At 55.4% G+C, this 23,408-nt stretch carries 28 protein-coding genes and 1 rRNA gene; 16 read left to right on the plus strand and 13 right to left on the minus strand.

Features of this window, described 5'->3' with window-relative positions:
- Both Q0O33_RS04605 and Q0O33_RS04610 read right to left on the minus strand, forming a co-directional pair.
- Window positions 1-403: ribosomal RNA gene (locus tag Q0O33_RS04605) — 16S ribosomal RNA — on the minus strand; the annotation flags it as partial.
- Window positions 404-1,040: 637 nt separating this feature from the next.
- Complete coding sequence (locus Q0O33_RS04610; protein ID WP_295496682.1) at window positions 1,041-1,973, minus strand: 2OG-Fe(II) oxygenase family protein; 933 nt, start codon at window positions 1,971-1,973, stop codon at window positions 1,041-1,043.
- A 53-nt stretch (window positions 1,974-2,026) separates the two neighbouring features.
- Between Q0O33_RS04610 and Q0O33_RS04615 the strand changes: the two genes are divergently transcribed.
- The 3 genes from Q0O33_RS04615 to Q0O33_RS04625 all read left to right on the plus strand — a co-directional run bounded on the left by Q0O33_RS04615 (window position 2,027) and on the right by Q0O33_RS04625 (window position 3,579).
- A complete protein-coding gene (locus Q0O33_RS04615) occupies window positions 2,027-2,440 on the plus strand; it encodes an EVE domain-containing protein (protein WP_295496684.1) in 414 nt (137 codons plus the stop codon).
- Window positions 2,437-3,297: a hypothetical protein gene (locus tag Q0O33_RS04620; protein WP_295496687.1), complete on the plus strand. Its 861-nt coding sequence runs from the start codon at window positions 2,437-2,439 to the stop codon at window positions 3,295-3,297. Before Q0O33_RS04615 ends, Q0O33_RS04620 begins: the two co-directional genes overlap by 4 nt.
- Window positions 3,298-3,396: 99 nt before the next feature.
- Window positions 3,397-3,579, plus strand: a complete 183-nt coding sequence (locus tag Q0O33_RS04625) for a CsbD family protein (protein ID WP_295496688.1) — start codon at window positions 3,397-3,399, stop codon at window positions 3,577-3,579.
- A 61-nt stretch (window positions 3,580-3,640) separates the two neighbouring features.
- Here the strand turns inward: Q0O33_RS04625 and Q0O33_RS04630 are convergent, their stop codons facing one another.
- Genes Q0O33_RS04630 through Q0O33_RS04670 form a run of 9 tightly spaced genes read right to left on the minus strand, consistent with a single transcriptional unit; the run spans window position 3,641 to window position 10,244 of the window.
- Window positions 3,641-4,327, minus strand: a complete 687-nt coding sequence (locus Q0O33_RS04630) for a glutathione S-transferase family protein (RefSeq protein WP_295496690.1) — start codon at window positions 4,325-4,327, stop codon at window positions 3,641-3,643.
- Between the two features lie 50 nt (window positions 4,328-4,377).
- Entirely contained in the window at window positions 4,378-5,598 is a 1,221-nt protein-coding gene (locus Q0O33_RS04635) for a serine hydrolase domain-containing protein (RefSeq protein ID WP_295496692.1), read from the minus strand.
- An 8-nt stretch (window positions 5,599-5,606) separates the two neighbouring features.
- Entirely contained in the window at window positions 5,607-6,248 is a 642-nt protein-coding gene (locus Q0O33_RS04640) for a CoA transferase subunit B (RefSeq protein WP_295496694.1), read from the minus strand.
- Complete coding sequence (locus Q0O33_RS04645) at window positions 6,245-6,571, minus strand: DUF5076 domain-containing protein (RefSeq protein WP_295496696.1); 327 nt, start codon at window positions 6,569-6,571, stop codon at window positions 6,245-6,247. Before Q0O33_RS04645 ends, Q0O33_RS04640 begins: the two co-directional genes overlap by 4 nt.
- Window positions 6,571-7,281 carry a CoA transferase subunit A gene (locus Q0O33_RS04650; RefSeq protein ID WP_295496697.1) on the minus strand — a complete coding sequence of 237 codons (711 nt, stop codon included), beginning with the start codon at window positions 7,279-7,281 and terminating at the stop codon, window positions 6,571-6,573. The genes Q0O33_RS04645 and Q0O33_RS04650 overlap by 1 nt, the downstream gene beginning before the upstream one ends.
- Window positions 7,282-7,322: 41 nt before the next feature.
- The gene (locus Q0O33_RS04655) at window positions 7,323-7,982 is read right to left on the minus strand and encodes an HAD-IA family hydrolase (protein ID WP_295496699.1); all 660 of its coding nucleotides are present in this window, start codon (window positions 7,980-7,982) and stop codon (window positions 7,323-7,325) included.
- Window positions 7,983-7,990: 8 nt separating this feature from the next.
- A complete protein-coding gene (locus Q0O33_RS04660) occupies window positions 7,991-8,686 on the minus strand; it encodes a VIT family protein (protein WP_295496701.1) in 696 nt (231 codons plus the stop codon).
- A 29-nt stretch (window positions 8,687-8,715) separates the two neighbouring features.
- A complete protein-coding gene (locus Q0O33_RS04665; RefSeq protein WP_295496703.1) occupies window positions 8,716-9,636 on the minus strand; it encodes an SMP-30/gluconolactonase/LRE family protein in 921 nt (306 codons plus the stop codon).
- A 50-nt stretch (window positions 9,637-9,686) separates the two neighbouring features.
- Window positions 9,687-10,244, minus strand: coding sequence for a GNAT family N-acetyltransferase (locus Q0O33_RS04670; RefSeq protein ID WP_295496704.1), 558 nt, complete (start codon window positions 10,242-10,244; stop codon window positions 9,687-9,689).
- A gap of 142 nt (window positions 10,245-10,386) precedes the next feature.
- On the opposite strand from Q0O33_RS04670, the gene Q0O33_RS04675 reads away from it, so the two are divergent.
- The 4 genes from Q0O33_RS04675 to Q0O33_RS04690 all read left to right on the plus strand — a co-directional run bounded on the left by Q0O33_RS04675 (window position 10,387) and on the right by Q0O33_RS04690 (window position 14,405).
- On the plus strand, window positions 10,387-11,190 hold the full coding sequence (locus Q0O33_RS04675) for a universal stress protein (protein WP_295496705.1): 804 nt from the start codon (window positions 10,387-10,389) through the stop codon (window positions 11,188-11,190).
- A gap of 72 nt (window positions 11,191-11,262) precedes the next feature.
- Entirely contained in the window at window positions 11,263-12,585 is a 1,323-nt protein-coding gene (locus Q0O33_RS04680) for an amino acid permease (protein ID WP_295496707.1), read from the plus strand.
- Between the two features lie 39 nt (window positions 12,586-12,624).
- Complete coding sequence (locus tag Q0O33_RS04685; protein ID WP_295496709.1) at window positions 12,625-14,052, plus strand: NAD-dependent succinate-semialdehyde dehydrogenase; 1,428 nt, start codon at window positions 12,625-12,627, stop codon at window positions 14,050-14,052.
- A complete protein-coding gene (locus Q0O33_RS04690; protein ID WP_295496917.1) occupies window positions 14,052-14,405 on the plus strand; it encodes a YbaN family protein in 354 nt (117 codons plus the stop codon). Before Q0O33_RS04685 ends, Q0O33_RS04690 begins: the two co-directional genes overlap by 1 nt.
- On the opposite strand, the gene Q0O33_RS04695 is transcribed toward Q0O33_RS04690, so the two are convergent.
- Window positions 14,402-14,917 (minus strand): sterol desaturase family protein, encoded by a 516-nt coding sequence (locus tag Q0O33_RS04695; RefSeq protein ID WP_295496711.1) that lies wholly within the window; start codon window positions 14,915-14,917, stop codon window positions 14,402-14,404. The genes Q0O33_RS04690 and Q0O33_RS04695 overlap by 4 nt on opposite strands.
- A 94-nt stretch (window positions 14,918-15,011) precedes the next feature.
- Between Q0O33_RS04695 and leuC the strand changes: the two genes are divergently transcribed.
- The 7 genes from leuC (at window position 15,012) to grxD (ending at window position 19,344) form a co-directional block, all read left to right on the plus strand.
- Window positions 15,012-16,442 carry a 3-isopropylmalate dehydratase large subunit gene (gene leuC, locus Q0O33_RS04700; protein WP_295496713.1) on the plus strand — a complete coding sequence of 477 codons (1,431 nt, stop codon included), beginning with the start codon at window positions 15,012-15,014 and terminating at the stop codon, window positions 16,440-16,442.
- Between the two features lie 118 nt (window positions 16,443-16,560).
- On the plus strand, window positions 16,561-16,767 hold the full coding sequence (locus Q0O33_RS04705) for a hypothetical protein (protein WP_295496716.1): 207 nt from the start codon (window positions 16,561-16,563) through the stop codon (window positions 16,765-16,767).
- 4 nt (window positions 16,768-16,771) lie between these two features.
- Window positions 16,772-17,365 carry a 3-isopropylmalate dehydratase small subunit gene (gene leuD / locus Q0O33_RS04710; RefSeq protein WP_295496718.1) on the plus strand — a complete coding sequence of 198 codons (594 nt, stop codon included), beginning with the start codon at window positions 16,772-16,774 and terminating at the stop codon, window positions 17,363-17,365.
- Window positions 17,366-17,374: 9 nt separating this feature from the next.
- A complete protein-coding gene (locus tag Q0O33_RS04715; protein ID WP_295496721.1) occupies window positions 17,375-18,370 on the plus strand; it encodes an NADPH:quinone oxidoreductase family protein in 996 nt (331 codons plus the stop codon).
- A 68-nt stretch (window positions 18,371-18,438) separates the two neighbouring features.
- Window positions 18,439-18,762, plus strand: coding sequence for a DUF1476 domain-containing protein (locus Q0O33_RS04720; protein ID WP_295496724.1), 324 nt, complete (start codon window positions 18,439-18,441; stop codon window positions 18,760-18,762).
- Complete coding sequence (locus Q0O33_RS04725; protein ID WP_125229451.1) at window positions 18,762-18,998, plus strand: BolA family transcriptional regulator; 237 nt, start codon at window positions 18,762-18,764, stop codon at window positions 18,996-18,998. Before Q0O33_RS04720 ends, Q0O33_RS04725 begins: the two co-directional genes overlap by 1 nt.
- Before the next feature lie 19 nt (window positions 18,999-19,017).
- On the plus strand, window positions 19,018-19,344 hold the full coding sequence (grxD, locus tag Q0O33_RS04730; protein WP_295496728.1) for a Grx4 family monothiol glutaredoxin: 327 nt from the start codon (window positions 19,018-19,020) through the stop codon (window positions 19,342-19,344).
- A gap of 67 nt (window positions 19,345-19,411) precedes the next feature.
- Here grxD and Q0O33_RS04735 read toward each other — a convergent pair whose 3' ends face one another.
- A complete protein-coding gene (locus Q0O33_RS04735) occupies window positions 19,412-20,659 on the minus strand; it encodes an MFS transporter (protein WP_295496731.1) in 1,248 nt (415 codons plus the stop codon).
- 95 nt (window positions 20,660-20,754) lie between these two features.
- Here Q0O33_RS04735 and Q0O33_RS04740 point away from each other — a divergent pair, with 95 nt between their 5' ends.
- Window positions 20,755-21,828: a putative sulfate exporter family transporter gene (locus Q0O33_RS04740; RefSeq protein WP_295496734.1), complete on the plus strand. Its 1,074-nt coding sequence runs from the start codon at window positions 20,755-20,757 to the stop codon at window positions 21,826-21,828.
- Complete coding sequence (locus tag Q0O33_RS04745; protein ID WP_295496737.1) at window positions 21,825-23,360, plus strand: glycerol-3-phosphate dehydrogenase; 1,536 nt, start codon at window positions 21,825-21,827, stop codon at window positions 23,358-23,360. Before Q0O33_RS04740 ends, Q0O33_RS04745 begins: the two co-directional genes overlap by 4 nt.
- Window positions 23,361-23,408: the final 48 nt, after the last annotated feature.

Raw genomic sequence — 23,408 nt, forward strand, 5'->3', positions numbered from 1 at the left:
AGCTTTACAACCCTAAGGCCTTCATCACTCACGCGGCATTGCTGGATCAGGCTTTCGCCCATTGTCCAATATTCCCCACTGCTGCCTCCCGTAGGAGTCTGGGCCGTGTCTCAGTCCCAGTGTGGCTGATCATCCTCTCAGACCAGCTAAAGATCGTCGCCTTGGTGAGCTTTTACCTCACCAACAAGCTAATCTTACGCGGGCTCATCCTTAGGCGATAAATCTTTGGTCTTTCGACATCATACGGTATTAGCACAAATTTCTCTGAGTTATTCCGTACCTAAGGGCAGATTCCCACGCGTTACGCACCCGTGCGCCACTAGACCCGAAGGTCTCGTTCGACTTGCATGTGTTAAGCATGCCGCCAGCGTTCGTTCTGAGCCAGGATCAAACTCTCAAGTTTGATTCAAAAACCAGACTGGCACGGATAAATCCGCAAACCAGCAAGGCTCGAACTTTCAGGCGTTGTTCCTGCACAAATTACTATACATGGTGTATAGGACATATGTGCTGAACGACGTAATTTTTTAACCAAGCACCCGGGGCCTAAAAACCCCCGGACCTGGCGCCGTCGCCCACATGTCCCTTCATCTAAATATCACAATGTCAAAGAGCCGAACCGGTTTGACCCGATTACCACCGACAAAAAAGCGGACACCTAGCAATCCCTGATATTACTACCAGAGGAGTAGGTGACCTGATTGTTAGCGACCGAACCGCAGAAACGCTTGCTTCCCGTCCGGTGAGAGGCCCTCTAAAGTGACTTCAGGATTCGGTCAACCGCCATTTGCAATTTTATTACAAAAAAAATGCACTTCTGTCGTAAATCGACGGTTTTCTGGGGTTTTCAGTCAATTGGCCCCCCATGGTTTTAACGGTATGAGACAACGACTCTCACGGGCGGAAGTTCCATATTCGGGAAGAATTGGCCGTTTTTGACTGTTTCGGGGCTCTGATTCTGACTTCTCACGACATTTGGGGTGCGATTCTCCCGGCTGTCCCAAATCTGTGATGCCAATGAACCGCGCTTGGTTCGAATATCATGCCTTTAACAAACCAATCTCGATCAACCGTTCGCGCAGATAATCGTCCGCGAGAATTGGCTCGGGGTACAGATTGGGATGGTCCACGTTCACACATTGCGGCAAAGTCGCAATTGGAAAGTCGGACCGCAAATGCAGAAAATAGGGCATGGAGTAACGACTAAACTGCGACCGTTCGCCTGTCGGGTTCACCACGCGGTGCGTGGTCGATGGCAGCCTATGGTTGGTTAACCGCTGCAACATGTCGCCTACATTGACCGCCAGGCCGCCCTGTGGCGGAGAGACGTCCATCCAGCTACCATCGGGACGCAATATCTGCAGGCCTGCCTCCTCTGCCCCCAGCAGCAAGGTGATGAGGTTAATGTCCTCATGTGCGCCTGCCCGGATGCAGCCATCGGCATTCCCTGCGATGGGGGGATAATGCAAAAGGCGCAAAATAGAGTTCCCGTCCGCAATCGCCGGATCGAACCAGTGCGCGGGCAAATCCAGATAACGGGCGATGGAAGACAATATCCGTGCGCCAACCTTGTCCATCTCTGTAAAGAGCAACTGGAACGTCTCTTTAAACTCCGGAACATCCGGCCAGATGTTAGCCAGCATCGATCCCGCAAGCGGGCTATCGGGCGCCACGTCACGACCGACATGCCAAAATTCCTTCAGGTCATGAAAGTCCGCGCCCTTGGCAATTTCGGTTTTGAAGGGCGTATACCCACGCTGGCCAGCGATAGCGGCGTCAAAGCCCGCACGCTTTTGCGATTCAGATTGTTCGAAAAGTATCTTTGTCAGCGTCCATGCCTTTGCCACCAAGGCGGGATCAAGGCCATGATCAATGACGGTCGCAAAGCCATAGGTCTGAAATGAATTGCCAAGCTGCTGACCAAGAGCATCGGCATCGCCGCTGTTCAGTGAGATTATGGGCATAACTGTCATGGACAGCGCAATATAGCCTGCCTTAAAGGCTTGCTAGCGAAAAGGAGTGACAGGTGGCAAAACAATTTTGGCTAATGAAGTCGGAACCGGACGTTTATAGCTATGACGATCTGGTGGCTGAGGGCGAGGGCACATGGGACGGCGTGCGTAACTACAGCGCCGCGAATAACTTGCGGACGATGAAGGTCGGCGATGAAGCCTTTTTCTATCACAGCAATATCGGGCTGGAGATTGTGGCCATCATCACAATCAGCCAAGAACATTTCATTGACCCCACCGATGAAAAAGCCCGCTTCGTTGCAGTGAAGGTCAAACCTTCGCACAGATTACAGCAGCCCGTCACGTTGAAGGCGATTAAAGCGAACCCGAAGCTGGCGGAGATGGAAATGCTGCGGCAGTCCCGCCTGTCCGTCGCCCCAGTCCGCCCAGCCGAGTGGAAAGAAATATTGAAGATGGCGGGCGAATGAGCGGTCTTCGAATCGCGATATTATGCCCGACGCCGGAATATGAAGAAGATTGGTCGCATATACAGGCCGATTATACGCAATTGTTAGGCGCCAACGCTGTTTTCATCGATTGGACCAAGGCAGACGACTTTAGCAGCTTTGACCTTGTCACTCCCTTATTGGCCTGGGGCTATCCGCGCGATTGCCAGCGCTGGTTTGGCTTGCTCGACCAATTAGAGGCCGAAAATGTGCCGGTGCGGAACCCGGTCAGCATATTGAGATGGAACAGCGACAAAGCCTATCTGGCTGAATTAGACGCCGCCGGCATTCCTTCCGTGCCGACAATATTGTGTCCGCTACTCGACAGGGTCGCACTTGAAGACGCGCGGAAAACCTTCAATGTCGAAACGCTAATCGTCAAGCCACCGATTTCGGGCGGAGCAGACGGGACGTTTCGCTTGAACCCCAGCGATATTGTGCCGGAGTCCGTCGCTGGCCAGCGCATGATGATCCAGCCCTATCTGCCCAATATTGCCGAAGAGGGCGAATATTCGCTCTTCTATTTCGCAGGGGTCTTCAGCCATTCCATCCTCAAACGCCCCGCCAAAGGCGACTTTCGCGTTCAAGAACAATATGGCGGTCGGGAGGAGGGCATCATTGCCCCCCAAGGCGCGCTGATGCTCGCCCAACGCGCCTTGGCCGCGACAGCCGAGATTACCAAGACCGGCACGCTGCCTTATGCGCGGGTCGACATATTGCGCGATGGTGATGGCGTTTTCCGGCTGATGGAACTGGAACTGATAGAGCCGTCTTTGTTCTTACGCTTTGCGCCCGATGCAGGCGCGGCATTTGCCCAAGCGTTGGTTTCAAGCGTTTAACCGCCGGACACGCTGGAACCAACGGCCACCCGCGGGGTTCCCTTCTCGTACCGTCCCGCAATTCACGCGCGGCCGGATGACACAGAAAGGACGTGCATTATGGGCGAACTTAAGGACAAGGCCAAAGGCATCGGCAATGAAATCGTAGGAAACCTGAAGCAAGCTGCAGGTAAGATCTCTGGGGATCATCGCCTACAAGCCGAAGGCATTGCGCAAGAACGCAAAGGCGAGGGCCAGAATCTTAAGGGCAAAGTAAAGGGCGCGATCGGCGACAAAGTCTAGGTACCGTTCGTTCCCAAGAAAAGGCCGCCTATAAGGCGGCCTTTTTCATGTCCGGCCTGCTTCAGCCCTGACGATAATCGGCGGTTATCACGCCACAGTCCCGCAGTTCCGCCTCATGGCCTGCTTCGCGCCAGCTCTCCGTCAAAGCGTCTTTTTCCCAAGCCAGCATCGGTGCAAGCCCAAGCATATGCTGCACCCATTCTTTGCCCGCATGGCCCACATCCAATCCATAAGTGCGTACCCGAAACGCCACCGGCGCGAAAAAGGCATCCACCGCGGTAAATTGGGGCCCGGCTAGAAATGGACCGCCAAAACTATCTAACCCTCGCGCCCACAATTCGGTTAAACGCGCGACGTCGCGCACCAACGCCGCAGACATCGGCTTAGGCTGAACTCTGACCCCGACATTCATTGTGCAGTCGTTTCGCAAAGCGGCAAAACCGCCATGCATTTCCGTAACCGCACATTGCGCCCACGTCCGTGCAGCGGGATCCGACGGCCAGACGCCTTCGTGCCGGTCTGCCAGATATAAAGTGATACCCAGCGAATCCCATATCGTCCGCGCGCCGTCCAACAGCACGGGCACTTGGCCAGTCGGTGAAAATGCCCGAAATGCATCATAGTTGCTAGCCGCAGCAAAGGGCTCCAAGCGATCCTCAAACGGGATACCGAGCATCGTCATCAGCACCCAAGGCCGCAAGCTCCAGCTCGAATAATTGCGATTCGCGGTAATCAGCGTGTAGCCCATGTCAGTCTTCCTTTTGGATTCTGAAGCAAAACAGATGCTTAGCAGATCTGTCAGTCCAATTCCAACCAGCGCGAGTCCGTCCGTTTATGGTAACTGTCAAACACGGCAAATGGAATGCGGAAGGGTGTGCCCCAGTTGCTGTTCCACATCGCGACAACACCGACACGACTGGCTGGATCAAAAATCATAGTTGCACGGTAGCCGTCAACCGCGCCGGAGTGCCCCAATAACAAATGGCCGTCATATTTAAAGCTGCGCCAACCAAGGCCATAATGTGCCTCCGAATTCGCCTGCCGCAATTCGCCGCCATAAATCGGCGCCGTATTCACGCGCGGCGATTGCGCAATCCGCAGCGTCGATTGGGCTAACACATCGGGACGATCGCCCATTGTCGCCTGCATCCAACGGGCAAAATCAACGATATTGCTTTCAACACCCGCAGCCGCCGGGACCCGCCAATAGGTTTCTTTCACGGTGCGGACCATGCGGCCATTATGCGGCCGCGCCCAATCTTTCGCATTGGTAAGGCCAGCCATGCCAAAATTGGCGCTGTTCATACCCAAGGGCAAAAAGAAGCGCTCGCTCACGGCATCGGGATATGACCGCTGCGCTACCTGCTCCAATATCTCAGTCGCGGCGTCAAAGGCGATATTCTGATAAGTGTGGCACGAACCCGGCGGACACTGCAACGGCGCGCTGGCCAGACTGGTGCGCAGCACACGCGGATCTTGGCCATCCTCCAACCGTTCGTCAAAAGCGTTTTTGGTGAGGCCGGTTTGCTGGGAAAGCAATTGTTGGAAACTCACCCGCGTCTCGGCACCTTCGGGCAAGCGCAGCGTTGTATCATAACGCGCGACTGGGCTGTCCAAATCCACCAGCCCCTCGTTGGCCAAAGTTGCTGCCAATGTCCCAGCAACGGTCTTAGACACAGAAGCCCAGCGAAAAACCGTATTCAGCGTCACTGGCGCATTCGTATCCCTATCAATCACGCCATATGTGCGGACAAAACGCAGTTCGCCATCTTCAACAATAGCAATGGCAAGCCCTGCCATTTCAGACCTTTGCGCCATGGCCGCAAATTGTTGATCCAGTTGGGCATAATGGATCCGACCGCGCCATTCGTCCGGCTGGTCCGGCAAATTCGTATGGGGCTTGGTAAATTTACGCAATATTACAGCAACCTGATTATTTTCAGGCGCGGCACGCATGGTATAGATGCCAGTCAGTCCCAACACAGAAGCCGCAATCAAGGTCAACAATATCCGCCGCATGTTCCTGCTCAGATCGCAACCTCAAAATACGCCGTCGTCTTTGCCCGCACATCGTCAACGCCGACGCCGGGGGCGACCTCAATCAGCTTAAACGCCGATGCTTTGTCCGCCCGCTGAAACACCGCAAGATCGGTTATGATCATGTCGACGACGTTTTTGCCCGTCAGCGGTAGCGTGCAAGCCGGAATGAATTTGGGCGATCCATCCTTGGCAACATGCTCCATCACTACGATGATTTTTTTGACGCCCGCGACAAGGTCCATTGCGCCGCCCATGCCCTTGATCATCTTGCCGGGGATCATCCAATTAGCGATATCGCCATTCTCCGCCACTTCCATCGCGCCTAAGACAGTCAGGTCGATATGACCACCACGGATCATGGCAAAGCTGGCGGCGCTATCGAAATAGGCTGTCTGCGGAAGCTCGCTAATCGTCTGCTTGCCCGCGTTGATTAAGTCGGCGTCTTCTTCGCCCGCAAAGGGAAATGGCCCGATACCCAAAATGCCGTTTTCCGATTGCAGGGTTACTTCGACGCCTTGCGGAATGTGGTTCGCAACCAAAGTCGGAATGCCGATGCCAAGGTTCACATAATATCCGTCGCGCAGTTCCTTCGCTGCGCGGGCGGCCATGTCATCACGGGTCCAGCTCAATGTATCAATCCATCTTCATCGGTGATTGGGTGCTCGGTTGGCAAATCGGTCGGGTTGGCACGCTCCGCATCCACCCCTTCCCAAATGCGCTTTAGGGCGTCGGTTTCGGACGCCCCTGTCGCGCGCGCCCATGTCCTGGCACCATGGCGAATACAATCGACCAAGGCGATGCCATAGCCCATCGGATCGCCACCAACCGGAACAGGGTTGATGAAGCAAGTCACAGGTCCACCTTCCTTCGCCCAAACGCGCAGAAACTCGCGAGAGTCACCCAGCATGTCGGCATAAGGGACAAGGTCGATAGGAACGGGTTTGTCAGCCATTACGCATCCTCCCGTTCGCGCACAGTGCGGAACTCAATCTTTTTGTCATAAGGCGCGCCGACTATCATGCGCTGGACATAAACGCCGGGCAAATGGATGCAGTCGGGGTCAAGGCTGCCGACGGGCACCAATTCTTCAACCTCAACCACACAAATTTTGCCGCACGTCGCTGCGGGCAAATTGAAATTGCGCGCAGTCTTGCGGAAAACCAGATTACCGCTTTCATCGGCCTTCCAAGCTTTAATGATGGAAAGGTCAGCGAATATCCCATGCTCGAGGATATATTCCTCACCGCCAAAGTCTTTCACTTCCTTGCCCTCGGCGACCAAGGTGCCAACGCCGGTTTTGGTGTAAAAACCCGGAATGCCAGCGCCGCCAGCGCGCATGCGTTCGGCCAAAGTGCCTTGCGGGCAGAATTCAACTTCCAATTCACCCGCCAAATATTGGCGTTCAAATTCTTTATTTTCGCCCACATAAGACGAAATCATTTTTTTGACTTGCTTCGTCCGCAGCAGCTTGCCGATGCCTTCATTGTCGATGCCAGCATTATTCGACACAAAGGTCAAACCCGTGACCCCGCTGTCGCGCACGGCATCCAACAAACGTTCGGGAAGGCCGCAAAGACCAAAGCCGCCGCTCGCAATCAACATATCGTTTTTCAGTACGCCTTCGAGCGCCGATTTTGCATCGGGGAAGAATTTCTTCGCCATGAAATGCTCCAGTTAATGGGAGAGACGGAACAGCCTTCCGCCTAGACCCCCAGGGGCGTGAAGGTCAACGCCAATAGCACGCCTAAATCGTGCAAAGCTTGATCACCGCTTGTAACTTTTATGGCGGCCATCCCCATCGCGGCAGCCGGTTTGCAGTTGATGCCAAGGTCGTCCAGATAGATGCATTGCGAAGGTGCCACTGCCAAAGCGGCGCACATCATCGCATAAATACGTGGATCGGGCTTGCGTACCCCGACTTTGCTCGATTCAATGATATGGTCGAACCGTTCCATGACCGCAGCAATCGCCGCCGCTTTCTCATCACTGCCTGCCATACCAGCACCTTTGCCAGTCGGCACATTGTTGGTGATGCACCCGAGCGCAAAGCCCTTGGACTTTAACACATCCAATGCCGCCGCCATAGCAGGGCGGATGTCACCCGATAAGCAGGCAATCACCGAAGCGCCGTCAAGTTCCTGCCCCAATGCCCGCGCTTCGGCAGCAAATAACGCGTCAAATTCCGCTGCATCGCACTCCGCTCGTTCAAACTTCGCCCATGCATTATCATCAGGGTTGCGCGCATTCACGCTACGCACGAAATCCTTAGGCAGACCGCGTGTCGCCTCCATGCGGTTGAAGGCCTCAAAAGGCGAAGTCGTAACGACCCCGCCAAAATCGAAGATAACAGTATTGAACGTCATGTTTTTCCTTAGGCAACCGTCGTGCCGAACAACCCGCCAATAGCAGCCGTTGCGGCCATAGCAATCGCCCCCCAAAAGGTAACGCGCATCACAGCCCTACCCATTGGTGCCCCGCCAGCTTTCGCCCCAATAGCACCCAAGACAGCGAGGAATAGCAATGCTGCTATGGATACGGTCCAAGTGAGATACAGCGCTGGGGAAAGCGGCACCATAGCCAAGGGCAATGATGCGCCAACTGCGAAAGATGCTGCCGATGCCAATGCCGCCTGCACCGGTCGTGCGGCAGTGTGTGTGGCCATCCCCAATTCGTCGCGCAAATGCGTCGCCAGCGCGTCGTGCGCCGTAAGCTTATCCGCCACTATCTCTGCGAGCGCGCGATCGAGGCCCCGCGCTTCGTAAATGCCTACCAACTCCTCGCGTTCCTTATCGGGAATGGTCGCCAGCTCATTCTTTTCCCGCATGCGGTCCGCATTTTCCGTATCCGCTTGCGAACTGACCGACACATATTCACCCGCCGCCATCGACATGGCGCCCGCCACCAGTCCCGCAATCCCCGTCAGCAATATGGTCGCAGGCGTTGCTTGCGCCGCAGCAACGCCGACAATCAAGCTTGCAGTCGACACAATGCCATCATTCGCCCCAAGGACCGATGCCCGCAACCAGCCAATGCGGTCGATAAGATGTGCTTCCTTGTGCCGAGGCATATCCTTGTTTCCAGTTCTAGGGTCAGGACCTAATATTGCAGCTTCAGTCCCGGCCGCGCCCATCGGGTTTTAACTAGACGCCCGCTGCCCGAGAGGCAGATATAAGCGTCCATCATATCATCGCCGCCAAAGGCAATGTTGGTTGTAAAAATATCATCGGTTGCAACAAATTCCACCAGCTCGCCCGTCGGTGAAATGACGCTGATCCCGCATTCGCCGATGGTCGCGACACAGATATTGCCATTAGCCTCCATGCCAAGGCTATCAAAGAATTTATATCCCGCCGGGCGGTAAAGCGGAATGCCCGGCCCGCCGGGACCCGCATCGCCAGCAACCTTGCCGGGCGCGGTGATGTTGAACTGCATCAAACGACATGTGTAGGTTTCGGCGGCGTACAGCGTGCTCCCATCGGGGGACAAGCCAACGCCATTGGGGTTGTTTGACGGGAAGATGACTTCTTCCAAATGGCTACCATCGGCCTTTGCATAAAAAATGCCAACGATATCATGACTGCGTTTTGCATAGTCGATCTTGCCATGATCGGTGAACCAAAACCCGCCATTTGCGTCGAACACAATGTCGTTTGGCCCGCGCAGACTGCATCCAAAGTCATCTGATTTATATAATATTTCGACTTCGCCGGTTTCGATATCGATGCGTTCAATCCGGCCACCTGAATAATCCTTGGCAATGCCATGCGGCGCGAGAAAGCCATTGGCTTCCATATAATCAAACCCGCCATTGTTGCAGCAGTACAGCTTGCCATCCGGCCCCAGCGCCAGACCGTTCGGTCCACCGCCGGGCTTGGCGATGACGGATTTGCTGCCATCGGGGCGTACGCGCGTGATTTGGCCTTGCGCGATCTCCACCAATATGACGCTTCCATCGGGCATGACGACGGGGCCTTCAGGGAAGCGAAGTCCATCGGCGACCAATTCAAACTCAGCCATATTTGCTCTCTCCTTTACGTGCGACTCTCGCGCATTCATCCTTTAATCGATTAGGCAGGCTCTCGCGCTGGCGCTGAACGGTCTCCCTCGCCAAGCTCGGCTTGCATGTAGACGGTGTCAAGCCAGCGTCCGAATTTACGGCCAACTTTGCGCATACGTCCGGCATGGGTGAACCCCATTTTACTGTGTAAAGCAACCGAGCCGGGTTCGCCGCCGCCAATGACGGCTATCATCTGACGAAAGCCGCAATCACGTGCTTGTTCCATTAACGCGCGCATCAATTGCACGCCCACGCCCTGTCCCACAAAAGCGGGATCGACATAGATCGAATCTTCGCAGGTATAACCATAAGCTGGCCGGTCGCGAAAAGCGGTCACATAGGCATAGCCGATGATCGTTTCGGCACGCTCCGCCACGATGAACGGCCACCCTTTGGACAATATGTCGCGGATTTTCTCTTCGGTTTGCACCGGTGTGCGCGCAACAGCATCAAAGCTGGCGGTGCCATGCTGCACATGATGCGCATAAATGCGGGCAATGGCTTCCGCATCCGCGGCGTGCGCAGACCGCACCACCAAATTCGTTAATGCCGGACTTCCATCATTCATACGTCATGGCTGACATAATATCCCAGGCTTTGAAAGTTTTTTGCTGTGTTTGATGTCCATCAATGACTTTGCAGCGTTTAGGTTCAGAATGGCTCCTGTGAGACCGGCGCATCACTACCGGCCGTTAGGTAAGGAAATGACGATGAAATCTATCATGGTTCATGCAGGCGGAGATAACGCCTTTGAAAGCAGGCTACAGGCGGGGCTCGACCTTGCACGGCGTTTTCACGGGCATATGTCGCTCATATTGCCGAGACCGACGCAGGATTATGTCGCGTTCGACATGTTCGGCGGCGCGCATTTCGTCGCCGAGGCCTTTGAAGCAGCGGAAAAAGAGCGCGAGAAGCTGTGCACGCGGATCGATGCGCGGTTGCAGGCAGAGGATGTGCCTTGGGACTGGCAAATATTTGATGGCACAACATCAGATGCGCTGATCAACGCTGGGCGATTGGCGGATGTCTTGGTCATGTCACTGAATCCGGCGGGTACGGCGGGCACTGCCCGCGCTTGGATTAGCGATGTTGTGACGGCATCGCGCACCCCTGTTCTGGCCATCCCTGCAAAAGCCGCGCCTCTTTCCTTCGAGCGGGCCATGGTCGCATATGATGGCGGCTTTGAAGCGGCCAATGCATTGCGGGCAGCATTGCCTTTACTTCAAGCCGCATCATTTGTCCGCATTTCGGAAATCGAGATGGTGCCGGAGCAATTCCCGGTCACCGACGCGGCCACTTACTTGTCGCGTCACGGCATCAATGCCGAAATCGCCGTTGCCGCAAAAGGCGATCAGAGCGTCGAGGAGAGGCTTTTGGCAGAGGCGAAGGCGTGGACACCCGACTTCCTTGTTATGGGCGCCTACGGCCATGGGAGATGGCGTGAGACGTTGTTTGGCGGCGTGACGCGGTTCATGCTTGGCGAGCTTGGTATCCCGGTATTGCTCGCGCATTAAGCAGCAACCTAAACAAAGCTTGGCTTTTGCCCCCGTTCCATGCCAGCTTGGCAGATAACGAGGGGAAATGTCGTGAAGCAAGATACAGCCGCAACAGCCCGGCCCATGGGGTTCTGGATGGCGCTCGCTTTGGTCATGGGTAGCATGATCGGGTCGGGCGTGTTCCTGTTGCCCGCAAGCCTTGCGCCCTTGGGTTGGAACTCGGTCATTGGCTGGGTGATTACGGTGTCCGGCGCGCTTTGCGTGGCGGCGGTATTTGGCGCGCTGAGCAAAGCATTGCCAAAGGCCGGCGGGCCTTATGCTTATACAAGGGCTGCATTCGGCGATGGTGCAGGCTTTGCGATTGCTTGGGCCTATTGGATTTCGATGTGGGTGGGCAATGCCGCAATAGCAACAGCAGCGGTTAGCTATCTTAGCCAATTATTCCCTGTCGTCGGCACCCACGGCGTGTCCGCCGCCGTGACCATAGCCATCGTATGGGCTTTCACGCTGATCAACATTCGCGGCACAAAGCTTGCGGGGCAAGTGCAGATCATATGGACGATCGCCAAATTGCTGCCGCTCATCGCGGTTATTGGCCTTGCCGCTTATGTGTTGACGATTCAGGGGACAGGTGTGGTCCGCAGCTTCGAACTGGCCGACATTTCGACAGCAAGCATTTCGACGGCCACCATTTTGACGCTTTGGGCGATGCTTGGCCTTGAACTGGCTACGGTTCCAGCGGACAAGGTGCAAGATCCTGAACGCACCATCAATCGCGCGACATTGTTCGGAACCGCTGGCGCGGGCGGCATTTACATATTGGTCTGCTCAGCCGTGGTCTTAATGTTGCCTGTGGCGATCACCAGCGCCTCTGCTGCGCCATTTGCCGATTTCGTCAGTATTTACGCTGGCACCAATGCTGGCACCGCTATTGCTGCTATTGGCGCAATCAGCGCGCTTGGTGCATTGAACGGGTGGATCATGTGTCAGGCCGAATTACCCGCCGCTTTGGCACGCGATGGCTTGTTCCCGGCATTCATGGGCAAGGCCGCCGCCAATGGTACGCCGCGCAACGCGCATCTGTTTAGTACAAGCCTGTTGATGCTTGTTATCCTGATGAACAGCAGCCGGACGATGGCATCCATGTTTGAATTTTTGATATTGCTCACCACGGCCATCGTTCTGGTCATGTATTTCGGTTGCGCAGCGGCGGCATTCCGGCTCGTCCAGGCGGGTACATTGAAGGTAGGCGCAGGGTTTAAAGTCATCTTAATGCTGGCCGCGCTCTATTCCTGCTGGACGATATATGGCGCAGGCGCCGAAGCCTTGGTCTGGGGCATTGCGTTATTGCTCGCGGGCTTTCCGGTTTTCTGGCTCTTGCGACTTGCAAGGGGTTCCAAAGCCGTCACCTGACGCCTACAAGCAAGGCACATTAGATTTGCAGGAAAACCGATGAGCTATACCACTGATTTTGGTCTATATATTGACGGCAGTTGGCGCACAGGTGAAGGCCGCGACACGCATTCTGTGATCAATCCGGCCACGGGTGAGACGCTAGCAGAATTACCGTTGGCGACGACTGCTGACCTTGATGAAGCACTGGCCGCAACGGCCAAGGGTTTTGCCCAATGGCGCGCGGTAGACGTTAATGCCCGTGCGGCGATATTGCATAAGGTCGCTGACCATATTCGCGAACGCGCCGAAACAATCGCTGTCCTGCTCACCACCGAACAAGGCAAACCAATCGCCGAGGCACGCACCGAAGTGCTGTCCTGCGCCGCACAGTTCGATTATTTCGCAGAGGAAGCCAAACGCAGCTATGGCCGTGTGCTGGTAAGGCCAAAGGGTCAGCGGGCGGTGGTACTGAAGCAACCAGTTGGACCAGTGGCCGCATTTTCACCATGGAACTTCCCGGTCAATCTGATGTGCAAGAAAATGGCGGCTGCGTTGGCGGCAGGATGCTCGATCATCGCAAAGCCGCCGGAAGAAACACCCGCAAGCACGAGCGCAATCATGCAATGCGTTATCGACGGCGGCGTGCCCGGTAATGTGGCGCAATTGGTCTACGGCGTGCCCGATATGGTCAGCCGCCATTTGATCGCGTCTCCCATCATCCGCAAGGTGAGCTTCACAGGCTCCGTGCCCGTTGGCAAACATCTGCTTAAGCTAGCCGCTGACGGCGTGAAACGGACCACTATGGAGCTGGGCGGTCATGCACCGGTGCTGATTTTCGACGATTGCGATCTGGAAAAAGCGATCAGCTTGTCGGCCACAACCAAGTTCCGCAACGCAGGCCAAGTGTGCATTTCACCTACCCGTTTCTATGTGCAAGAGGGCGTATATGACCGCTTCGTCGCTGGCTTTGCTGCGCGAACGAAACAGATTCAGGTCGGCAATGGCCTCGACGCTGGAACGGTCATGGGGCCATTGGCCAACGCGCGGCGACCATCGGCCATCGCGGCCTTGGTCGAAGATGCGACGTCAAAGGGCGCCAATTTGCTCACTGGTGGGTCGCGTGGAAATCATGGCTTTTTCTTTACGCCAACGGTGCTGTCCGATGTGCCGCTTTCGGCCAAGGTCATGGACGACGAACCCTTTGGTCCGGTTGCATTGATGCGGCCTTTCAAGACCCTTGACGAAGCCATTGAACAGGCAAACCGCCTGCCCTTCGGCCTTGCCGCTTATGCCTTCACCGAGAACGCGCGGCAGGCAAATCTGGTCGCCGACGCGCTCGATACAGGGATGGTTGGCCTCAACAGCTTTGTCATCTCGATGCCTGATGCGCCCTTTGGCGGGGTCAAGGAATCGGGATTTGGCAGCGAGGGCGGTCCCGAAGGGCTTGATAGCTATTATGTAACCAAGGCAGTGCATCAATATTGATAAAGCGGCAGCTTTATCTGTGGGCTGGCTTGCTGGCTCTGGCCTTGGGCACAGCGGGCGTTGCCCTGCCCTTACTGCCGACGGTGCCGTTCATGATATTGGCCGCCTTCTGTTTCGCGCGCAGCAGCCCGGCGCTTGAAGCACGGCTGTTGAACCACCCTAAATTTGGGGCGCATCTGATAGCATGGCGGGAAAAGGGCGCGATTAGCAGGCGCGGAAAATGGTCGGCAACGATCGCATTTGGTGTCAGCATCGCCATCGGCTTTACAGCTTTGGGCTTGCCATGGTCGCTTGTGCCCGTGGGTGTTGCGGGGGTTTGCCTGAGCTGGATCTGGCTTAAACCCGAAGGTTAAATGGCGGCATCGCGGACAATCGCGGTGCCAGCCTCGCGTTGCTTTTTAAGATCAGCCTTTAACTTGGCCGGGTCACGCGCGAATACAAAGCCAAAGCTTACGCCGCCTTCCTTGCCAATGGTCGCATGGTGCAATTTATGCGCCTGCACCAGCCGCTTTGCATAGCCACTGCGCGGCACATATTTGAAATAGCGCTGATGCACGAGACCATCATGCACTACAGTGTAAATGATCCCGTAACACATGACGCCAAGACCAATCCATGTCGCGGGCTCCCACGCGTCGTTGCCAAGCACTAAAGGGCTGCCGATGGCGAAAAGCAATATGCTGGTGAATGCGCCGACGATGCCGTACAGATCATTCCTCTCCAACGCATTATCATGCGGCTCATGATGGTCGCGGTGCCAGCCCCAACCCCAGCCATGCATGATATATTTATGGCTGGACCAGGCCACCCATTCCATGACGAAGACTGTCGCAAGCACGATAAGAATGATGCTAATAATGCTCATACTCCACCCTATAGACGCAAAGTTTGTAACTTTGAAGTGCAAGCAGCGCTGCCTCACTTGATTTCGCTGCAATCGCTTCTATGGCATTTTTATTATGTCAGCACCGCAAACACTGTATGAAAAAATCTGGAATGCCCATGTTGTGGAGCAACGCGAGGACGGGACATGCCTGATTTTCATCGATCGCCATTTGGTTCACGAGGTCACTAGCCCGCAGGCTTTCGAAGGCCTGCGCGTCGCCGGACGTCGTGTGCGCAGACCCGACCTGACTTTGGCCGTGCCTGACCACAACCTGCCGACTACGGCGCGTTTGGACGCCAACGGTAACAATATCCCGATTGCCGACCCCGAAAGCGCGCAGCAATTGGAAGCACTGGAGCGTAACGCGCCAGAGTTTGGTATTGCCTATATCGATGCCACCGATGTTAAGCAGGGCATCGTCCATGTCGTCGGACCGGAACAAGGTTTTTCCTTGCCCGGCACGACAATTGTCTGCGGGGATAGCCATACCGCCTGTCATGGCGGGTTGGGCGCTCTGGCCTTTGGCATTGGTACGTCAGAGGTTGAACATGTTTTGGCCACTCAAACACTGCAGCTCAGCCAGTCCAAGTCGATGGAAGTCCGTGTTGAGGGCGAACTTGGCCCTGGCGTTTCTGCCAAAGACGTTGTGCTGCATATCACCGGCGTGCTGGGCGCGTCTGGTGGGACGGGCCATGTCATCGAATATACAGGCTCGGTCATTCGCGCGCTGAGCATTGAGGGCCGCTTGACCATTTCGAATATGGCCATCGAACATGGCGCGCGCGCTGGCTTGGTCGCGCCTGATGATGTGACTTTTGCCTATCTCAAGGGCCGCCCAATGGCTCCCAAGGGCAACCAATGGGACGCAGCTGTCGCTTATTGGCGATCACTCGCAACCGATGCGGGCGCAGTCTATGACAAGGTCGTTCACATAAATGCTGCCGATATCGCGCCAAGCGTCACTTGGGGCACGAGCCCAGAGGACGTGTTGCCGATTACAGGCGTCGTGCCTGATCCGTCGTCCTTTGCCGATCCATCCAAGCAAACAGCCGCCCAAAAATCATTGGACTATATGGGACTTACCCCGGGCACGCTGATGACCGACATATCGGTTGAGAATATCTTCATCGGGAGTTGCACCAACAGCCGGATTGAAGATCTGCGCGCTGCTGCCGCCGTCCTCAAGGGCCGCAAAAAGGCGGATAACGTCAAATGGGCAATCGTTGTACCCGGCAGCGGCCTTGTGAAGCAAATGGCAGAAGCCGAAGGGCTTGACCGCATCTTCATGGAGGCAGGCCTTGAATGGCGTGAACCGGGTTGTTCGGCTTGCTTGGGCATGAACCCGGACAAGGTGCCAGCTGGCGAGCGTTGTGCATCGACGAGCAATCGCAACTTTGTTGGACGGCAAGGGCCCGGCGCGCGCACGCATTTGGTCAGCCCGGCTATGGCGGCGGCCGCAGCGGTCACTGGAAGGCTGACCGATGTCCGCGCATTGATGGACTGATAAATAACGCCGCGATTTGCCATTGCTGTTGCAGGTTAAACCTTGCGCAAAAATAAGCTATTCTCTTTACTTGCAACAGCAGCCGAAGCTAAGGTTGAGTCCATCAAGGAAGAGATACATGACCGATAAAAAATCCGATGGGGCCGACAAATGGTCGACCACAGCAAAAGTTGGCGCAGCTTTAGGATCAGCGGCGTTAGTGGCCGCATTATTATATGCCGGTCGGCGCAGCATGACCCAGAAAAAGGGTAAGCTAGAACCCATGTCCCCGGAACTCGAAGCTCAGCCAATAAGCCAGAATCATCCAAAAACGGAAACGGACTAAACGCATGCAGCCTATAAGCAGCGTTAAAGGCAAAGCCTATCCGCTTGGGCTGAAAAATGTCGACACCGACATTATTATTCCTGCGGCATGGCTGAAAACCATAAGCCGGTCTGGGCTTGGCAAAGGCGCCTTTCAAACCTTACGAAGCTTGCCGGGAAATGTGTTTGATGATCCCGCATATGCAGGCGCGCCAATATTGATTGCCGGTGACAATTTCGGTTGTGGGTCAAGCCGTGAACATGCTGCTTGGGCTATGGCCGATTTGGGCATTTCGGCGGTCATTGCGCCCAGTTTCTCCGACATATTTTCAGGCAATGCCTTCAAAAACGGACTTCTGGCCATCGTGCTGCCGCAAGATGCCATCGACCGCCTGATGGAAGTCGCGAAGACCGATGATATTCATATCGATCTGGAAACGCAGACGGTCACCACGCCGTTTCAGGATCGCTTTGCATTTGAAATTGACCCGTTCCGCAAGCATTGCCTAATCAACGGTGTCGATGAAATCGGCCTGACGCTCAAAAGCAGCGATGCCATTTCTGCCTATGAAAACAAGTTATCGGCGAGCCAGCCCTGGCTGTCGCCCAACCAAGCCTAGGAGAGAGACATGCGCGCCTTGTTATCAACCGCCAGCGGCGGCCCCGAAACGCTCGTTATAGGCGAATTGCCTGAGCCCGTTGCTGGCCCGGGTCAAGTCGTGGTCGCGGTAAAGGCGTGCTCGATCAACTTTCCCGACACGTTGATGATTGTCGACCTGTATCAGTTCAAACCAGAACGCCCCTTTGCGCCAGGCGGCGAAATCGCCGGTGTCGTCGAAGCGATTGGCGATGGCGTCAGCGGATTTGCCATTGGCGACCGCGTGATTGGCCTGTGCGGCAATGGTGGGCTTACCGAAAAGGTCGCCGTCGCAGCATTCAACTGCTTTAAAATGCCAGACGGCATGTCTTTTGACGATGGTGCATCATTGCTCATGACTTATGGTACGTCGATTCATGCGCTGAAGGATCGTGGTCATATGAAGGCTGGGGACAATATCCTTGTCCTTGGTGGTGCTGGCGGTATCGGCATTTCGGCGATTGAGTTGGCAAAGGCCTATGGCGGACGCGTTGTTGCAGGTGTTTCGAGTGAAGCGAAGGCGGACATCGCGCGCGAAGCTGGCGCCGATGAAGTTTTGGTTTACCCGCATCAGCCCTTCGATAAGGACCAATCCAAAGCCGTGGCCGAGATGTTTAAGACCGCCGCTGGCCGCGATGGTTATAACATCATCTATGACACGGTCGGCGGGGACTATAGCGAGCCTGCGGTCCGCGCTATTGCATGGGAAGGCAAGTTTTTGGTCGTTGGCTTCCCCGCTGGTATCGCCAAGCTACCATTGAACCTGACATTGCTTAAAAGCTGCGACGTTTGCGGCGTCTTCTGGGGTGCCTTTGCCGCGCGCACACCGCAAAAGAACCATGCCAATGTTTCCGAACTGTTTGATCTCTATGCCGCGGGCAAGATCAAGCCGCGCATTTCCGAGACGTTCTCGCTGGCCGATGCCGGGACTGCGATTGCACGGCTTGGTGACCGCGCGGCTGTAGGGAAACTAGTGGTACACATTTGACATGCATCAGCCTTGTTGATTGGACGCAAAGCCATTATCTTGGGCAGGCAACAGATAGGAACTGCAACATGACAAGTTTCGACAACCGCGAAACCGCTTTTGAAAACAAGTTTGCGCATGACGCAGAAACGCAGTTCAAGATAACCGCCCGCCGGAACAAGCTGCTGGGGCAGTGGGCCGCCGAAAAAATGGGCCTTACGCCAGAAGAAACCACCGCTTATGCCACTTCTGTGGTGCAAGCAGACTTTGAAGAAGCTGGCGACGAAGACGTGGTGCGCAAGCTGCTAGGTGATTTGACGTCGGCAGGCGTTGAAATTGATGACGCCATGATCCGTAGCGCGCTTGAAGACAAGATGGTCGAAGCGCGCCGCCAGTTTATCGAGCCAGCATAATGGCAATGCAGGCAGATGAAATTGAAGGCATGATTAAGGCCGCCTTGCCCGACGCGTTGGTGGAGATTACCGACCTTGCAGGTGACGGCAACCATTATGCCGCACGCGTAGTGAGCGAGAGCTTTCGCGGACTACCCCGTGTAAAGCAGCATAAGGCAGTTTATGACGCGTTGGGGGGCCGGATGGGCGGCGTTTTGCATGCCTTGCAGCTTACGACAGCCATTCCTCAGAATTAGAATTTTTGGAGTATAAAAGATGAGCGTTCACGAACGGATCGAAGAGATCGTCAAAGGCAATGATGTTGTTCTGTTTATGAAGGGCAGCCCATTATTTCCGCAATGTGGTTTTTCGAGCAAGGCGATAGCCATTCTTGACCATCTCAACGTCGCTTATGAAAGCGTCGATGTGCTGCAAGACATGGAAATCCGTGCTGGCATTAAGGACTATAGCGATTGGCCTACAATCCCGCAGCTTTACGTTAAGGGCGAGTTTTTGGGCGGTTCCGACATTATGATGGAAATGTACGAAGCTGGCGAATTGCAAGAACTCGTCGAAACCGAGGGCCTCGCAAAGCCCGCATAAGCATTAAGATGCATTACATCTTCATGTGGCGCGCTGACGCGTCACATGAAGATTTCATATCTAGCTATCATGCGGCAATTGCTCCGCCTTTCTCAACGCGCCGAATATTTGGCAAAAGCCAATGCAACCAGCCCAAGGCGAGTAAATAAGACGCCGCCGCAAAGATAAACAGCGGTGTGAAACCCAATCCGGCGGCCAAGACAGCGCCCGTCACCAGCTGAATCAAGGCACCCCCCATATTGCCCATAAATGCGCCAAAGGCGGTAACGCGCCCAACCTTGCCGCGCGGCACGACGTCGGTGATAATCGAGAATATCGATAACGAAAAACCCTGATGCCCGGCCATCACAAAACCCATCATGATCGCCACAGGCCAGAACGAGTCCAGCGTGAGAACAAAAGGCAATGGCACCACAATCGCCGCCGACCCGAACATGATCGTCTTACGCACGCGGTTGACGCTCCACCCGGCCTCTAAAAGCCGCGTTGACAACCAGCCTGCAAACAATGCGCCAGCCCCCGACCCGAAAAACGCAATCGCAAGCGGGATCGCAAGCTCGCTTGTCGTCAGACCGAATTCCTTGCGGTAAAAATCTGGCAGCCAGAAATTGATGAGCCACCAAGTCGCGTCGGACAACATTTTGGCGATCACGATTGCCCACGTACGCCGTTCCATCAATATCGGGCCATAAGGCGCACCATCATCGGCAAAGTCTCGACTGGCGTCTTCGGCTTTATCGTCAAACTTCACTCCCCGCGCGCACCACAGCCACAGTGCCAGCGTGATAAAACCGCCGACCCCGCCAAAGATGAGCGCCCCGCGCCATCCCCAAATAGCGGCAATGACGGGGATGAAAAACGGCATGGTGATGGTACCAATACCGGCAATCGCCGTGCCGACACCAAAGGCGAACGAACGCTTGTCCGGGGGGAAAAGGGTTGCAACGGTCTTGATGGTCAGCGGCGTTTGCACGGCTTCGGTCGCGCCAAGGCCAATACGCGCAGCCACAACATGCCAGCCTGCGATTGCCCAGCCATGCGCCATGGCGGCAAGACTCCATGTCGTTACGCCAGCTATCATCGAACGCAGCACGCCGATTCTATCAACAAGCCAACCAGTGAACAGGAAAGACAGCGCTGCTGCAACCTGCGTTACAAAAGCGAGATTGGCAAAATCGGTATCAGTCCAGCCGAGGTCAGTCGAAATATCGGGCTTCAGGATCGCGATAACCGGCCGATCCATGGCATTGAAGATTCCGGCGACACATAGCAGCCCAAATAGCACCCAGCGCAGCGTCGGCGTGATTGGCTTCATATCGCTTGACCCCACTGCATCATTGCCCCCGCTCGGCCGAGAGCGCATCCCGCTTTATGCTGGAACTCCTCGCGCACTCGCCTATAGAAGGCGATATGACACCGCAAGACATAAACGCGAATTACATCGCTGACCTGTACGGCGAAACCTACCTCGCGGAGGATAATCCTGCGCGCGCCAAACGGTTAACAATCAGCGCCTTGTTTCCGGGACTTGCGGTCGTCGGCATTGCCTCCGTCGCCGCAACTTGGTTTTCTGAACATTATGGCATGCCCGTCATCTTGGCGGGTTTGCTGCTTGGCCTGGCACTCAATTTTGTGTCGGCTGAACAAAAGGTGCATCCCGGGCTTGATTTCTGCGGCACGTCCTGCTTGCGCTGGGGCATTGTGTTGTTGGGCACACAAGTCACTGCGATGCAAATTGGCGGGCTCGGTGCGCTCGCATTTTTGGGACTGCTCGGCATCATGTCTTTGGTCATGGGTGCTGGGCTTTTAGGTGCGCGTCTCGGCGGACAAAGCCGCTACGTAGGCTGGTTAGCCGGCGGCGCGACCGCCATTTGCGGCGCATCCGCAGCCTTGGCGATTTACGCCGTTATAGGCCGCGAGCGCCTGAACCAGTCGCAGTTTACGCTCATTCTCGTTGGCGTGGCTTTGGCAAGCGCGGTCGCCATGTCCTTCTACCCGCTCATTGCGGTACAGCTCGATTTCACTGACACACAAGCGGGCTTCTTAATGGGCGCTGCGGTGCATGACGTCGCGCAATCTTTAGGTGGCGGCTATAGCTTCTCACAATCGGCAGGTGAGACGGCGACGATCGTGAAACTGTCCCGCGTCGCGCTCCTTGCACCAGCGGTTGCGCTTGTCGGGCTTGCTATTGGTTCAACCGATGGCCGCTCCACAAGTTTCGTGTCCAAACTGAAGCTGCCATGGTTCATCATCGCCTTCTTTGTTACCGTTGCCTTAAATTCCATCGTTGACGCGCCCGACTGGGTGGCGGAATATGGCCTGGTCGCTTCCAAGGCGATGCTGTTGTTTGCGGTGACGGCCACCGCTATGCGGTCACGGCTTGATCTGTTACTCACCCAAGGGTGGAGAGCACTGCTTCCGGTGATACTGGCGACCTTGACCGCCTTTATAGCGGCAGCGGCATTTGCATGGGCATTTTTATGAATCAGATAATTTATGATTTGGCCGTAATTGGCGGCGGCATAAACGGCGCAGGTATTGCACGGGACGCCGCTGGTCGGGGCGCTAAAGTCATCCTGCTTGAACGCGGGGATTTGGCGCGTGGCACATCGTCCGCCTCGACGAAGCTCATCCATGGGGGGCTTCGCTATCTTGAGCATTATGAATTCGCATTAGTGCGCGAATCCTTGATCGAACGCGAGCGGCTTTGGGCCATCGCCCCGCATATCATCTGGCCGCTACGTTTCATTTTGCCGCATCAAAAAGGGATTCGTCCTGCGTGGCTCGTGCGGCTTGGTTTGTTTCTGTACGACCATATTGGTGGCAGGAAATTGCTGCCCGCGACTCGGACGGTCAATTTAAAAACCGAGCCTGCGGGCAAACCGCTTCGGCCCGAATTTGTGAAGGCATTTGAATATTCGGACTGCTGGGTCGATGACGCGCGCTTGGTCGTTTTGAACGCGATGGACGCCGCGGAACATAAGGCAGATATTCGTACCCGGTCCGAAGTGACGCACCTCGAGCGTCGCGACGGATTGTGGCATATACAAATTGTCGGACAAGAACCCGTCCGTGCCCGCGCGGTTGCCAATGCGGCGGGACCAGCGGTACTCGACTTGCTCGCACGGACAAGTGGGCATGACCGGCCATCAGGCGGTACAATCCGCTTGGTAAGAGGATCGCATATCGTGGTCCGCAAGATGTTCGACACACCGCAAGCTTATTTCTGCCAAAACCCCGACGGCCGCATATTCTTTGCGATACCGTATGAGGATGACTTTACCCTCATCGGGACGACTGATGCCGACCATAAAGGTTCGTTGGAAGACATTCACGCGACGGCAGAAGAGATTGATTACATTTGCGCGTCGGCCGCGGCCTATTTCAAACAAACCATCACAGCTGCGGACGTGCTGTACAGCTTTGCCGGTGTCCGGCCCTTGGTCGATGACGGCTCAGGCAAACCGGAAACAGCATCGCGTGGATATCATTTCGAACTGGATGTAGGTGCAGACGAAACGGCACCTATCCTCTCGGTCTTTGGCGGCAAAATAACCACCTATCGGCACTTAGCCGAGAGTGCGGTCGAACGGCTTTCAAAGCATTTGGCTATACTTAAAGGCGAAAGCTGGACATTGCGTCAGCCATTACCAGGTGGGGATTTCCCAATTGATGGCGCCAATCGCCTCGCCCAAGATATTCAGGGGGAGCATGTTTATTTGCCTGCATCACTTGTTCACCGTTGGGTGCGGAGCTACGGAACAAAGGCGCGTTCCTTCTTATCAAACGCCAGCGCACTTGCCGATTTGGGTACGGATTTCGGGCATGGTCTATATGCGGTTGAGGTCAATTATCTCATCAGCCGCGAATGGGCGCGTTCCGCTGAAGATATATTGTGGCGGCGCAGCAAGCTTGGCCTTCGGTTTGCAGAGGTGGAAACGCGAAAGCTGGAAGATTATGTCAACGCTGTGCTGCACAAAAATAATTTCAGCGACACGGAGTCCTTTCCGGCTTGATTTCCATGTATAAAGGGACCATCTGCCCCCAATCGGAGTAAATTTATC

This window comes from Sphingorhabdus sp. EL138, assembly GCF_945862485.1.
Taxonomy (GTDB): domain Bacteria; phylum Pseudomonadota; class Alphaproteobacteria; order Sphingomonadales; family Sphingomonadaceae; genus Sphingorhabdus_B.